We start from the raw sequence: 13,432 nt of genomic DNA on the forward strand, positions 1-13,432 counted from the left end.
CATTCTAAGATTCTTCTGCCCTAGGACTGGATGGATTTTGCCCCCACAAGATCCAACTCCGCAGACTGTTGGGATCCCCGACCCAGGCACTGCCACACCCGCTGCAAGAGGGCATCCAGCCCCTGCTTGGCAATTGCAGAAATGGCCACTACGGAAGTGCCGGCAGCGGCAGACAGCCTCTGGGTGCGCTCGGCAACCTGCTGGGGATCCAGAACATCGATCTTGTTCAAAACCAGGATTTGTGGCTTATCGATTAACCCGTGGCCGTAGGCGCGCAGCTCCTGCTGAATGATCTGGTAATCCTTGACGGGATCTGCCGCCGTGCCATCCACCAAATGAATCAGTACCCTGGTACGCTCCACATGGCGCAAAAACTCATGGCCCAGCCCCACCCCCAAGTGCGCCCCCTCGATCAGCCCCGGGATATCGGCAAACACCACCCCATCTCCCGATGGATGGGGCACCACCCCCAAATTGGGCTGCAACGTGGTGAAGGGGTAGTCAGCAATCTTGGGCCGGGCAGAGGAGACCACCGAAATCAGAGTGGACTTGCCCGCATTGGGCAGGCCGACAATGCCCACCTCGGCAATCAACTTCAGCTCCAGGCGCAGGCGCACCCGTTCTCCCGCTTCGCCCTTGGTAAATTGGCGGGGGGCGCGATTGTGGTTGCTCAAAAAATGGGCATTGCCTAAGCCGCCTTTGCCCCCACGGGCTACCAGCAATTGATCCCCCTTGCCCACCAGATCGCCCAACAATTCCCCAGTCTCCGCATTGAACACCACAGTACCGCAGGGCACCCGCACCAGCCGATCCGCACCACTGGCCCCGCTGCGATGGTTGGGCCCCCCTTTGGCCCCGTGTTCCGCCTTGATCACCGGTTGAAAGCGAAAATCCAACAGAGTTTGCAGGCCGGGATCGGCCACCAAGATCACCGAGCCGCCCCGCCCGCCATTGCCGCCGGATGGCCCCCCAGCCGGCACATACTTTTCACGGCGGAAGGCAACGATGCCATCTCCGCCATTCCCCCCTTGCACTTCAATTTCGGCTTGGTCGATAAAGTGCAATTGCTCTTCTCCCAAATCTTCTATCTTCCAGCTTGGCAAGATCCCCGGAAAACTTGCCACAAAAGACGCTCCTCTAAGCTACGATGGTATTTCCCAGCCACATCCCCCACAGGTGGGAAAGTGGGAGAGTGAATGCACTCTCATCTGGGATTCTGCTAAACTCAACTGGCCTTCTACCCTTTATCCCGCGCAACTGATCAGTTACTGCACCCCTATGAGTCGATTCACTGCTGCCGATGTAGGTTTTACCACTGAAGACTTTGCCGCCCTTCTGGATAAGTACGACTATCACTTCAGCCCTGGCGAAATTGTGGCGGGTACAGTATTCTCGGTGGAGCCACGCGGTGCTTTGATCGATATTGGGGCCAAAACGGCTGCCTTTCTGCCGCTCCAGGAGATGTCGATTAGCCGCCTGGAAGACCCGCACGAGATGCTGCAGCCGGGAGAAACCCGCGAGTTTTTTATCCTCACCGAAGAAAACGAAGAGGGACAGCTGACCCTCTCCATCCGCCGCATCGAGTACATGCGGGCCTGGGAACGGGTACGGCAGCTCCAGAAAGAAGATGCCACCGTTCGCTCAACCATTTTTGCTACCAACCGAGGTGGAGCCCTGGTGCGGATTGAGGGGCTGCGGGGCTTTATCCCCGGATCCCACATCAGCACCCGCAAGCCAAAAGAAGAGCTGGTGGGCGAAGAGCTGCCCCTGAAGTTTTTAGAGGTGGACGAAGACCGCAACCGCTTGGTGTTGAGCCATCGCCGCGCCTTGGTGGAGCGGAAGATGAACAAGCTGGAAGTGGGCGAGGTGGTGGTCGGCACGGTGCGGGGCATCAAGCCCTATGGTGCCTTTATCGATATTGGCGGCGTCTCCGGCCTGCTGCACATTTCCGAGATCTCCCACGATCATGTTGACACGCCCCACAGCGTTTTCAACGTCAACGACGAAGTGAAGGTGATGATCATCGATCTAGATGCGGAGCGGGGGCGGATCTCGCTGTCCACCAAGCAACTGGAGCCCAATCCCGGCGACATGATTCGGGATCCCAAGCTGGTTTACGAGAAGGCTGAGGAAATGGCAGCCAAGTACCGTGAGCAACTGCTGGCCGCTAAGCAAGGACAAGCGGCAGAGGCTCCACCGGAAGTGGTGGAAGAGGAGCTGGAATACGCGGCGACGGCTGTGGAATGAGGGCAAGCTTGGCGCCATCTCTGCCTGCGATGAGACTGAGGTTAGGAGCCTTCAGCTCCGTTGGCGTGGGTGGCTCGTGGGAGCGGGGCAGCCCAGGCTCCTAGGGAGACGGGTACTGCTGCTGTGGCGAAGTAGGCCGACGGCGCTCACGCAGGGCTGCAAACCTGCGCCAGTAACGGGAATCCCCCGCTCCTGAGCTTGAGGAGCTGGTCAAAGACTGTAGATCTGCCCATCCATGAGCAGATGGGTGATGCCTTTCTTTTGCAGTTGGGTGCGCACAATCTCCAGGATGTAGCCGGGAAACTGGATCACCCGGTAGGGCGGGTAGGTGTTGCTGCCCCGACGGCTCATTTCGGAAAAGCGACGGGCCACCTTGTGGTTGTCGAAAATGGGCAGCGTATTGGCGTTGTCGATCCCTTCGATGGGCAGGGATCCCGAGCCAAAGAATTCTTTGAGAGGGCGGGTGGTCAGTTCTTGGTAGCGGTCAACAACGACATAGCAGGTTTCCGGTAGGGTGAGCTCTTCCAGGGGTAATACCTGAATTTGATAGCTGGGATCGGTGAGGGGATCCTCTTCTGGCCCATCTTCATCTTCTAGGTCTTCATCTTCTAGGAGATAGTCAGGGTCGTCCTCATCTTCGTCCTCGTCTTCAAGGTCACGGTCTTCTTCGGTCTCTTCCTCATCCTCTTCCCCGACATCCTCCACATCTTCCTGAAGCTCAGCCGCCAACTGCAGTTCTTCTGGGGGCAGTTTTGGCAGAGACTCTGTTCCAGCGGTGTTATCCTCGCCTTCGTCGTTTGCGTTCGGCTGCAGCGAGGGAGATGAAAAAGGCAACTCCGGTTCCAGCGGCAAGATCTGCTGCTCTGGGGCTGGGATCCCGCCAACAACAGCTTTTTCCCCCATGTCTTTGCGGCGGGCAGCCGAGCGTTTGAGATGGATCAACCGCTGATACTCATCGGCAGCGATATTTTCCTTCAACACGCGGGTGATGGTGGTGATGCTCACCTGAAATTGCTCCGCCAATTCGACGGCGGTCGCTGCTGAGCCGCGGTAGGCGCTAACAATTTGCTGTTGTTCTTGCTCTGAAAGTTTGCTGCGAGCCATCCCAGGTCACCCAATCTAGAAATTGAAAGAAATAGGCAGTGGTGAAGAGGATCTCTAGCCAGCGGCGGTTGCCCCACACACCCGGCTGAGGCCGGCAGCTAGCTGCTCCCGCTCCAGCCCCTTGCCGATCAACACAATTTTGGACAGGCGGGGCTCATCGGGATCCCAGTCCCGTTCCAGAAAAAGGGTTTGCCGCTGGCCCACTTGATGGAAGATAACCCGCTGCGGCTCATCCAGAACCGACAGCACCCCCTTGGCGCGAAAAACGGTCTCGGACAAGTCTTGTAGCCAATCGCGAAAGGCCCCCAAATCCAGCGGCTGCTGCAGTTGAAAGCTCACCGATTGGATCCCGTCCTCCTCCAGGTGATGGCTGGGGTGGGCCTCAGTCCCCGAATCGGGGAGCCTGGGATCCCACAATTCCGGACGAAAGGCATGCACATCCAAGATGCGGGCCAAGGGCACCTGGGCATGGGTGGTGAGCAGGCAAGGGGCATCGGGGTTGTAGCGGCGCAGATCCAGAAGGATCCGCTCTCGTTCGGCTTCGCCGATTAAGTCCACCTTGTTGAGCAACACAATGTCGGCACTGCTGATCTGGTGGGCAGCAGTTTGCGAGCGCCGGAAATTCTGCCAGTATTCGGCCCCATCCACCAACGTCACCACGCCATCCAGGCGCAACTCCTCATGAAAAGTCCTCTGCACAAATAGCTCCGTCACCTGCCTGGGATCCGCTACCCCACTGGTTTCCACCACCAGGTAATCCAACGCCTGGGCACGCTGCAGCAGCTCTCGGGCTGCCTGTTCAAAATCTTCTCGCACCGTGCAACAAAGGCAACCATTGCTGAGCTGCATCAGCCCCTCTTCGGGCAGATTGATCAGCTCTCCATCGATGGAAATTTCGCCAAACTCGTTGAGGATCACTCCAATGCGCAACCCATGCTCCTCCTCCAAGATGCGCTTGAGTAGGGTAGTCTTACCACTGCCCAAAAAGCCCGTCAAGAGGGTAACCGGAAGCTGAGTTTTCATTGCCAATTCGGTCTACAACCAACAAATCCTCTCTAGTTCCCCACAGGCTTTACCAAGAAAACTGGGTTTAAAGCCCCGCCCTTCCAGGGCAGCTTTGTACTACTTTATACGTTTGTTATAGTTATATGTGTTTGTTAGCAGGGGCAGGGTAGTCAACTGCTCTCGCCTACGGCGGCGCGGAGCGCTATAAAAACCCGACAGTCTCGCGACTGGATCCAACCTAAACTAAATAGGTTTTAGTGCTATCGCAGAACCAGGAACCAGAATCCCTTTCCTTCGGGCAGGGGGGATATCAACAGCTTAGCCTTAGACTTACAGTCATTTCGATTCAAACTAGGACACTTTGCCCACACCTAAACCGTTGGTCGCGTCGTCGCGTCAGCGTTGCGAAGCAATATAGGGGGCCAGAAGGCTTTTCTCAGTAGCTCAGGTTCCCCATCTTAACCTGAAACAACCATAATTTTGGATTCCACCCAATGGCAAGTCCAACAGAAGGATCGGCAGCTCAGCAAACGTCGGCGCCACTTCTCTGGGTGAAAGCCTCAACCACTCCCCTTGCCGAATGCAGACTGCTAACCCCGTTCGGATTTTGGGGATCCCTGTAGGCGGAGCAACTCGATGGGTAGGCCATCGGGATCGGCAATGAAGGCCACCTCGTAGATTTGATTGCCGATTTGCTGCTGCTGGGGCGGGAGCAGCAGGGTGAACGGCACTTGCGCCTGCAGATGCTCCAAATAAGCGGCCAAGGATTCCCATGCAGGCTCGATCTCCAAAGCGGGATGGTAGTAGCCCACATAGTGGGGATCCCCAAAGGGATCCGGGGCAGGCCGGGGCTCCGGCACCTGCATCAGCTCTAAGCGCCCCCAGGGACCACGCATCCAGCAGGCCAACGTGATCCCAGCAGTAAAACGTTCTTCTACCGCAAAGCCCAACCCCTCGTAAAAGGCGATGGAGCGGAAGATATCGGCGGTGCGAATGGAAAAATGGTGCAGTTTCATCGTCCTGTAAAGCAGCCAGATGGGGGCAGACCGCTCAGATCAATCGCCGCTGACGGCTGGTCAAGCGCAGACAGACTTGCTACGCTCCAGAAAAGTAGGCTGTCTATCTCAGAGCACCTCTTGCGGTGTACGCTGGCCTGCCGGATCCCCGAAGCGGGAAGCGCGACAACCCAAGCTGATTACTGCCAACATCATCATGTCTAAGCTGGTTATTGTCGAATCTCCCACCAAAGCCCGTACCATCCGTGGATTCTTGCCCGCAGGGTACGAAGTTCAGGCCTCGATGGGACATGTGCGGGATCTCCCCGATTCGGCATCTGAAATTCCAGAAGAATTGAAAGGAGAAGAGTGGAGCCGCCTGGGGGTCAATGTCCACGCCGACTTCGAGCCCCTCTACGTCATCCCCAAAGACAAAAGAAAGGTGGTCAAGGAGCTGAAAGAGGCCCTCAAGAAAGCCGACGAGCTGATCCTGGCCACCGACGAGGATCGCGAAGGGGAAAGCATTAGCTGGCACTTGCAACAGGTGCTGCAACCCAAAGTGCCCACCCGCCGCATGGTGTTCCACGAGATCACCCGCGAGGCCATTCAGGAGGCGCTGCAAAACTGCCGTGAGGTGGATGAACAACTGGTGCGTGCCCAGGAGACCCGCCGCATCTTGGATCGCCTGGTGGGCTATACCCTGTCGCCGCTGCTGTGGAAAAAAATTGCCCCCAAACTCTCGGCAGGGCGGGTGCAGTCGGTGGCGGTCAAGCTTTTGGTGGATCGAGAGCGGGAGCGGCGGGCCTTCAGAAAAGCCTCCTACTGGGATCTCAAAGCGGAGCTGCAGCCCAAAACGACCGTCGCCGGCCAGCAGGCTGTCTTTCCAGCAGAGCTGGTGAGCTTGGGTGGCAAACGCCTGGCCAATGGGCAAGACTTCGATCCCAGCACCGGCCAGCTCATTGCCGGGCGGGATGTGGTGTTGTTGGATCAGGCCCAGGCCGAGGCCCTGCGGGATTGCTTGCTGGGAAAAGCCTGGATCGTCAGCTCTGTGGAAGAGCGCCCCTCCACCCGCAAACCTGCCCCTCCCTTTACCACCTCCACCCTGCAGCAGGAGGCCAACCGCAAGCTGCACCTGTCGGCCCAGCAGACGATGCGCATTGCCCAAAAGCTCTACGAAGAGGGCTACATCACCTACATGCGCACCGATTCGGTCCACCTGTCGGAGCAGGCCATCCGCGCTGCCCGCGCCTGCGTGGAGTCGATGTACGGCAGAGAATATCTCAGCCCCGAACCCCGTCAGTACACCACCAAAACCAAAGGGGCGCAAGAAGCCCACGAGGCCATTCGTCCTGCCGGATCGGAGTTTCGTCTGCCCAGCCAAACTCCTCTGTCCGGCCAAGAGCTGGCCCTCTACGACCTGATCTGGAAGCGCACCGTCGCCAGCCAAATGGCTGAGGCGCGGCAGACCCACACCATCGTACTCATCGCCGTAGACGATGCGGTGTTCCGGGCCAGCGGCAAGCGCATCGATTTTCCCGGCTTTTTCCGCGCCTATGTGGAGGGATCCGACGACCCAGAGGCGGCTTTGGAAGATCGGGAGGTGCATCTGCCTCTGTTGCGGCAGGGGGATCCCCTCCGCTGCCAGAAGCTGGAACCCGTTGCCCACGAAACCCAGCCTCCAGCCCGATATACGGAAGCCTCCTTGGTCAAGGTGTTGGAAAGTGAGGGCATTGGCCGCCCCAGCACCTACGCCACCATCTTGAATACGATCATGAGCCGTGGCTACGTCAGGCCGATGGGAAGTGCCCTCGTGCCCACCTACACAGCTTTTGCAGTCACCGAGCTGCTGGAAAAATACTTTCCCAACCTGGTGAATACCCGCTTCACTGCCGAGATGGAGCAAACGCTGGACGACATTGCTTCTGGACAGGCGGAGTGGCTGCCCTATCTGCGCCATTTCTTCTTGGGCGAGCAGGGTCTCGAGGGACAGGTGAAGGCGCGCGAGCTGGAAATTGATTCCGGCCTGGCCCGCTCCATCCATCTGGAGAACCTGCCTGTCAAGATCGGCATTGGCCCCTATGGCCCCTATGTAGCAGTTGAAACTGAGTCTGGAGAGGTGCGCGCCAACTTGCCGGAGGATATTCCCCCCGCCGATCTGAGCCCAGAACACATTGCGGAGCTAATCCAGCGGAAGCAAGAAGGCCCCAAGCCCATTGCCTTTCACCCGGAAACCCAGGAGCCAATCTATGTGATCCCGCAGGGCCCCTACGGCCCCTATGTGCAATTGGGAGAAGTTTCTGAGGACAACAAAAAACCCAAGCGCACCTCCCTGCCCAAAGGGTTGAAACCGGATCAGGTCACGCCAGAGATTGCCTTGGGGTTGCTGAGCTTGCCTCGCACCTTGGGGGAACACCCGGAATCGGGGAAAAAGGTGCAGGCCGGTATTGGCCGCTTCGGCCCCTACGTAGTCTGTGATGGCGATTTCCGCTCTCTGCCCGCCGAGGAGGATGTGCTGACCATCAGCCTGGAGCGGGCGCTGGAGCTGCTGGCCCAGCCCAAGAAAAGCCGTGGGCGCGCCTCGGCCAAGCCGCTGCGGGAGCTGGGATCCCATCCTGAGGATGGTGAGCCGGTCAATCTGCACGACGGCCCCTACGGGCTGTATGTCAAACATGGCAAGGTCAATGCCTCTTTGCCCAAAGGGATCCCTGCCGAAGCGGTTACCCTGGAAATGGCCCTGCAGGTGCTGGCCGAAAAGGAAGGCTCTTCTGCAGAGGTCGAGGGGAAAAGCCGCTCGACCGGCAAAGCGGGCTCCTCGGTCAGTAAAACCCAAGCCAAAACTGCCTCCAGCAGCCCTACAGCCCAGCCGGCTGGAGATGCTGTGCCGCAGAAGCGGCGTAAAGCACAAACAACTTCCACCGGCGGCGGGATGGCCAAAGAGCCGCAAGCGAATGGGTCAGCCCAGGTGGGATCCCGTCCCACTATTGTGAGGATCACGCCCAAAGCTCGCGCCTGAAGTCAGCTTTTCTGCCACAGCCCAAGGTCGCCTGCTCAGGGTGGCTTAGGGGTTAGCCATGTAACAGTTTTGCTGACGACACAACTGCTTCAAGGGCCGCAAGCAGCGGCCACGGCGGCTTCCTGATTGGCAATGCAACCCATTGCTTCTGCAAACGGCAAGGGATCCTGCTGCTGGCGCTTGGGAATCTGGGCGTGTTCCAGCTCACTGCAGTAGCAGTAGGCAGGATGGCGACGATGGGGGTGTGCAAGGGACACGGGAGTAAATGAGAGTTGGAGTCGGGGCCAACAGCCTTCAGCTAGAAATCGCAGGAGCCCCGCACTGTACCCGTAGGGTCAGTGTCGGGAGGAATGCGGAAGTTATGATAGAACCATGACCCAAGTCCTGACCGTATCCTGCAAGCTCAAGGCGTCCCAGTCGCAAGCCGCCAAATTGGACGCGACTTTGGAGGCTTTTGGCCAAGCCTTGAACTGGGTCAACCAGAACACGCCGGAGAAAGTCGCCAACGCCGTTAAGCTCCAGTCTCTGTGCTACCGCGAAATCCGTGCCCGGTTCGGCTTGTCCAGTAACTTGGCAAGGACTACGTCCCGCTTACGCGACCAGCAGGTCTGCAGACGGCTGGCCGGCGCCCGTAAAGTTGCCCAACAGAAAAACCGCCCCGTCAAAGCGTTCAAGGGTGGCTTCGCTACCTACGACGCTCGTATCTTTTCGTTCCGCGAGAAAGACTGGTCGGTGTCGCTGACCACAGTGGAGGGTCGGGAGCGCTTTGAGCTGGCGATTGGCCGCTACCAGAGAGAACGGCTGGCGGGCTCCAATCCCAAATCTGCCACTCTGGTCAAGCGTAAAGACGGCTCCTACTCTATTCAAATCTGTGTGGAAGCGGAGCCATCCCCACCGCAACGCACGGGCAGAGTGCTGGGGGTGGACTTGGGGAGGACGGATATTGCTCATACGTCAGAGGGTGATAACTGGAATGGACAGCAGTTGAACCGAATCCGAGACCACTACTCCAAGCTGAGGGCGGTACTCCAACGCAAAGCCAGTAAGGGCACACGCAGTTCGCGGCGCAGATGCAGAGAACTGTTGCAACGGCTGTCTGGCAAGGAGAGGCGCTTTCAGGCGTGGGTCAATCATCGCATCTCCAAAGCTATTGTCTCTAGGGCAAAGGCTACCAACAGCGCTATTGCCCTGGAAGACCTGACAGGGATCCGGAAAAGAGTCAATCAACAGCCGCGCAGCAAAGCCGAGCGGCGCAGGGCCAACAGTTGGGCGTTCTACCAACTACGTCAGTTTCTGGAATACAAGGCGAGGGTTGCAGGGGTTTCTCTGATTCTTGTGCCGCCTGCCTACACGTCGCAGACCTGTCACCGGTGCTTACACATCCACCCTGAGCAGGGCAAGTCCTACCGCAGTGGAAAGAAGTTTAAGTGTGGGCACTGTGGATGGGAAGGAGATGCGGATTTGAATGGTGCGAATGTGATTGCGCTTTTGGGGGCTGCCGTAAACCAGCCTAGAGGTTCGGGCCTGTTTTGTTCTCTGGTAGAGCAGAGCAGGCTCAGGGCTACTGAAAGCCCGCTCCGTACCGCTTTAGCGGTCAGAGCCGGGTAGTTTACCTCAACGTTATCACCTGGGTGCCGGGGAAGTAGTGATTGAGGATTTGCGGCGCCGTGTAGCCCTTCTCGGCCAAGCCGCGGGATCCCCACTGACACAGTCCCACCCCATGGCCGGCCCCACGATAGGTGAAAAGGTACACTTCCTGCTGGCCGGGCTTTGGCTGGAGACGTTCCCATGTGAAGCGGTTGCTGGGGAGGATCCCCCAACCCAGGGTTTGGCCAAGGCGCAGCACAAACTCTTGGCCAGTCAACAGTTGGGATCCAACGCGGATGCGCACAGGGCGACCCCAGGGATCCGACTGCACAATCTCCAGATCGCCGTTGCCCAAGGCTTGCTCCAACTCCCGTCGGCTGAGCCGGACGCTGTGAGGGCCATAGAAAGGAGAGGCACGACACCCGTCACAGATCACCCCTTGTAGGTAGGGGCGGGCGGGTGGGGCAAAAATATCCTGGTTGGCACTGGTGTGACCGCCGCAGGTGGAGTGAAACAGAACCTCTATCGGCTGGCCGGCATGGGTTAGGATCTGCCCTCGGGTTGCCTGCACCGCAGCAGTGGTCGCCGCCGTTTCATAGGCCAGGCCACCATAAAACTGGTGGGCGGTGGAGTCTTGCAATGGCCTTATCGGGGCAGAGGGCCATTCTCTTCTGGGGCCGGGGCACAGATGGGGAACGGCCAAGGTACGGGCCAAGATGGCTTGCGCCTGCAAGGCGGCAGCTGGCCAATCGGCGGGCATTTCGCTGGGCACCAAAGCCAGCAGATAGTCTTCCAACTTCACCCAATTCACCAGATGCAGGCGACCTAAACCCTTGGGACGAATCTGTACCCAGCCCCGATAGCGACGCTCCTCCCCTGCGAGGGAGCGCAGAGCTCCCCCCTGTAGCCAAAGGGATCCCTGGTAGCGACGAGGCTGTCCCGGCCCGGTCAGCAGGAGCTCTTGGCGGCGCACCTGTAACTTCCAGGCACCTGTTGGAAAAGGCTGCTGATTTAAAACAAAAGGGCCAACCAGCTCCAACTCGGCCAAGGGATCCGCACTCCAGCGGCTGAACAGCTCCACGGCCAGCCAATCTCCGCGCCCGGACGTTTGGGCCTGCCGAGAGCCTCCCCAAACAGCCCACAGGGATCCCAGCACCATCGCCCCCAACTGTCGTCGCCGCATAGGCCCCATCCGGGCATCCTCTATCGATAGACCATTCCCCCAGAAATACTGTCAAGATGAGCTGGCCAGCAAGGGATCGTATCCCAGTTGCTGGGTAAGCCGGGCGCGGGCCAATTCCCGATATTCCCAAAAGTGTTCTCCTGCAGCGCAGAGGCCCAAATATAGGTTCAGCAGGCTCGGTTTCTGTCGCCAAATCGTCCATAGCTGCCGCCAAAATTGGGCGCGGATTTCGGGATGAAGGATCCCTTGCCGCCAGATGAGTTGTAGAAGCAGATGGATCCCTTTGCGGAGGGGCAGCTTCATCATTTGCCGCCGGCCATCTTTGATGCCGATATTCAGGCATTGTTGCAGGCAGCGAGATAAATATCGCGCAGGATCATACAGTTTCCAAAAACTTTCCAGATACTCTCGGGCAATCTCCGATAGAGAACGGGTGGGAATGAAATTCATCAGCGTATTTTGATCGCCGAACTCAGTAACGCCGATCCCTTCCAGCAAACGTTCCTCCTTCTTCAAGCGATTCCAGAGTTGCGTGTTTGGCAAAGCCTGTAAAATGCCCAGCATTGGCTGAGGAATACCGGTTTGCTCGACAAAAGCCTGAATGCGCTCCCCTGCTCCTGGCCGCTCTCCATCAAAGCCCAGAATAAACCCAGCATAGATTAGCAGTCCAGCATCGTTGATCTTGCGACAGGCCTCCACCAAAGGGTGGCGGGTATTCTGGAGCTTTTGGGTCATCTGTAAGCTGTCTTGGTCTGGAGTCTCAATGCCCAAAAAGACAGCATAGAACCCCGCTTCTACCATCAACCTCATCAGCTCTTCGTCTTCCTCCAGGTTGACTGAAGCCTCTGTCATAAAGGTAAATGGGTAATTGCGCTCCTGGCTCCAAGGGATCAGCTCTCGCAAAAATCGCTTGACGTTGCGCTGATTGCCGATAAAATTGTCATCCACTACAAATACCGAACCCCGCCAGCCCAAGTCATAGAGGGCCTGTAGCTCAGCTAGCATTTGACTTGGCTCTTTGGTTCTTGGCTTGCGTCCGTAAAGAGAGATGATGTCGCAAAACTCGCAATTGAAGGGGCAACCTCGCGAAAATTGGACTGACATCATGAAATATTGATCCATACGCAGCAGATCAAACCTCGGCAAAGGACTTTGGGTTACGTCCGGCTTTTCGGCGGCCCGAAAAATGCCCGACTCTTGCCCAGCTTCTAGAGCCTTGACAAAGGCCGGTATGGTCACTTCCCCTTCGTCCAAAACCAAATAGTGAGCCCCGGATTCCAGGGCGTCTTGCGGCACAGAAGTTGGATAGGGCCCGCCGACAGCTACTTTTTTGCCCAGTTGTACAGCCTTGCGAGTCAGGGCGTGGAAATCTTGTTTTTGCACCAGCATGGCCGACAAGATCACCAGATCGCACCAGTGCCAATCGGCTTCTGTTTCAGCAGCGACATTGCGATCCACAAAGCGAATCTCCCAGTGTTGGGGTAGCAGAGCAGCAACGGTGATCAAGCCAAGAGGTGGCATTAGCGCTTTTAGCCCCACCATCTCAATGGTGCGATTGTAAGACCAGAATGATTGAGGAAAACGCGGATAGAGCAGCAATGCCTTCATACCGACCAGCTCCTGAGTTGCAGATCGACCAACTTGATCCCCTACTGGTTTCCTATCGATTTGCTAGGCTTAGATAAAGCAGCCACAGATCAAACGCCTGCTCGCAATATCCTGCTGATGTTAGCCATTGGCAGATCTTGTGCAGGCTATCTGTGGAGAATCCTATGGTTCTGCGGCAAAAACTTAGCGGGCAGGGCCAATGGAGTAAAGCTTATCGGGATCCCTTAAAGTTGGTTTTGGTTATCGTCGGGCTGAGTGTTGACGTTCCCCTAGCGTACCCCCTGCAATCTTGAACCAAACCCTGCCCTCTCACGGCTGGGGACGAAGTCAGTTCGGCGCACCTTGCTCAAAAACCTGCTGAACCAAGCCGCTGACGATGGAAAGTACAATTGCGCCGATAAACGCCCAGCCGAAATTATCGATGTTGAAAGCATTCCCGGCCAGCTTATCGGCAATGGCTAGACAAATGCCGTTCAAAATCAGCCAAAACAAACCCAGGGTAAGAACCGTAATCGGCAGGGTGATCAGCCGGAGAATCGGCCTAACCAAACCATTGACCAGACCAATGGCCAGAGCCGCCACCAAAGCCCCGCCAAACCCGGAGACGTGGATCCCGGGCAAAAGCCAAGCCAGGATCATTACACTCAAGGCTGACATCAGCCAGGTGGCCAAAAGAGTTGCCATGCTCCC

Annotated in this window: 11 protein-coding genes; 3 read left to right on the plus strand and 8 right to left on the minus strand. The window is 57.6% G+C overall.

Features of this window, described 5'->3' with window-relative positions; all coding sequences use genetic code 11:
- Positions 1-20: 20 nt before the first annotated feature.
- Entirely contained in the window at positions 21-1,064 is a 1,044-nt protein-coding gene (gene obgE, locus ACVWXE_RS03035; RefSeq protein WP_457489590.1) for a GTPase ObgE, read from the minus strand.
- Positions 1,065-1,278: 214 nt separating this feature from the next.
- Between obgE and ACVWXE_RS03040 the strand changes: the two genes are divergently transcribed.
- Positions 1,279-2,247, plus strand: coding sequence for a 30S ribosomal protein S1 (locus ACVWXE_RS03040; protein ID WP_011433921.1), 969 nt, complete (start codon positions 1,279-1,281; stop codon positions 2,245-2,247).
- Positions 2,248-2,457: 210 nt separating this feature from the next.
- Here ACVWXE_RS03040 and ACVWXE_RS03045 read toward each other — a convergent pair whose 3' ends face one another.
- From ACVWXE_RS03045 to ACVWXE_RS03055, 3 genes are all read right to left on the minus strand, one after another.
- Positions 2,458-3,351, minus strand: a complete 894-nt coding sequence (locus ACVWXE_RS03045) for a hypothetical protein (protein WP_457489558.1) — start codon at positions 3,349-3,351, stop codon at positions 2,458-2,460.
- Positions 3,352-3,405: 54 nt separating this feature from the next.
- A complete protein-coding gene (locus ACVWXE_RS03050; RefSeq protein WP_457489559.1) occupies positions 3,406-4,374 on the minus strand; it encodes a CobW family GTP-binding protein in 969 nt (322 codons plus the stop codon).
- Positions 4,375-4,946: 572 nt separating this feature from the next.
- The gene (locus tag ACVWXE_RS03055; protein WP_414408912.1) at positions 4,947-5,372 is read right to left on the minus strand and encodes a VOC family protein; all 426 of its coding nucleotides are present in this window, start codon (positions 5,370-5,372) and stop codon (positions 4,947-4,949) included.
- A gap of 196 nt (positions 5,373-5,568) precedes the next feature.
- Here ACVWXE_RS03055 and topA point away from each other — a divergent pair, with 196 nt between their 5' ends.
- On the plus strand, positions 5,569-8,364 hold the full coding sequence (topA, locus tag ACVWXE_RS03060) for a type I DNA topoisomerase (protein ID WP_457489560.1): 2,796 nt from the start codon (positions 5,569-5,571) through the stop codon (positions 8,362-8,364).
- Positions 8,365-8,453: 89 nt separating this feature from the next.
- Here topA and ACVWXE_RS03065 read toward each other — a convergent pair whose 3' ends face one another.
- Entirely contained in the window at positions 8,454-8,621 is a 168-nt protein-coding gene (locus ACVWXE_RS03065; protein WP_011433927.1) for a hypothetical protein, read from the minus strand.
- A gap of 115 nt (positions 8,622-8,736) precedes the next feature.
- Between ACVWXE_RS03065 and ACVWXE_RS03070 the strand changes: the two genes are divergently transcribed.
- Positions 8,737-9,972 carry an RNA-guided endonuclease InsQ/TnpB family protein gene (locus tag ACVWXE_RS03070; RefSeq protein WP_457489561.1) on the plus strand — a complete coding sequence of 412 codons (1,236 nt, stop codon included), beginning with the start codon at positions 8,737-8,739 and terminating at the stop codon, positions 9,970-9,972.
- Between the two features lies 1 nt (position 9,973).
- Here the strand turns inward: ACVWXE_RS03070 and ACVWXE_RS03075 are convergent, their stop codons facing one another.
- The 3 genes from ACVWXE_RS03075 to ACVWXE_RS03085 all read right to left on the minus strand — a co-directional run bounded on the left by ACVWXE_RS03075 (position 9,974) and on the right by ACVWXE_RS03085 (position 13,426).
- Entirely contained in the window at positions 9,974-11,134 is a 1,161-nt protein-coding gene (locus tag ACVWXE_RS03075) for a SpoIID/LytB domain-containing protein (RefSeq protein ID WP_457489562.1), read from the minus strand.
- Positions 11,135-11,185: 51 nt separating this feature from the next.
- Positions 11,186-12,742 carry a B12-binding domain-containing radical SAM protein gene (locus tag ACVWXE_RS03080; protein WP_457489563.1) on the minus strand — a complete coding sequence of 519 codons (1,557 nt, stop codon included), beginning with the start codon at positions 12,740-12,742 and terminating at the stop codon, positions 11,186-11,188.
- 327 nt (positions 12,743-13,069) lie between these two features.
- The gene (locus ACVWXE_RS03085; protein WP_011433930.1) at positions 13,070-13,426 is read right to left on the minus strand and encodes a phage holin family protein; all 357 of its coding nucleotides are present in this window, start codon (positions 13,424-13,426) and stop codon (positions 13,070-13,072) included.
- Positions 13,427-13,432 lie beyond the last annotated feature (6 nt).

It is taken from the genome of Thermostichus sp. MS-CIW-41 (genome assembly GCF_054058915.1).

Coding starts and splice junctions, on each gene's coding strand:
- ACVWXE_RS03040 (WP_011433921.1), top strand. CDS start 1,279: ATGAGTCGATTCACTGCTGCCGATGTAGGTTTTACCACTGAAGACTTT.
- ACVWXE_RS03045 (WP_457489558.1), bottom strand. CDS start 3,351: ATGGCTCGCAGCAAACTTTCAGAGCAAGAACAACAGCAAATTGTTAGC.
- ACVWXE_RS03050 (WP_457489559.1), bottom strand. CDS start 4,374: ATGAAAACTCAGCTTCCGGTTACCCTCTTGACGGGCTTTTTGGGCAGT.
- ACVWXE_RS03055 (WP_414408912.1), bottom strand. CDS start 5,372: ATGAAACTGCACCATTTTTCCATTCGCACCGCCGATATCTTCCGCTCC.
- topA (WP_457489560.1), top strand. CDS start 5,569: ATGTCTAAGCTGGTTATTGTCGAATCTCCCACCAAAGCCCGTACCATC.
- ACVWXE_RS03070 (WP_457489561.1), top strand. CDS start 8,737: ATGACCCAAGTCCTGACCGTATCCTGCAAGCTCAAGGCGTCCCAGTCG.
- ACVWXE_RS03075 (WP_457489562.1), bottom strand. CDS start 11,134: ATGCGGCGACGACAGTTGGGGGCGATGGTGCTGGGATCCCTGTGGGCT.
- ACVWXE_RS03080 (WP_457489563.1), bottom strand. CDS start 12,742: ATGAAGGCATTGCTGCTCTATCCGCGTTTTCCTCAATCATTCTGGTCT.
- ACVWXE_RS03085 (WP_011433930.1), bottom strand. CDS start 13,426: ATGGCAACTCTTTTGGCCACCTGGCTGATGTCAGCCTTGAGTGTAATG.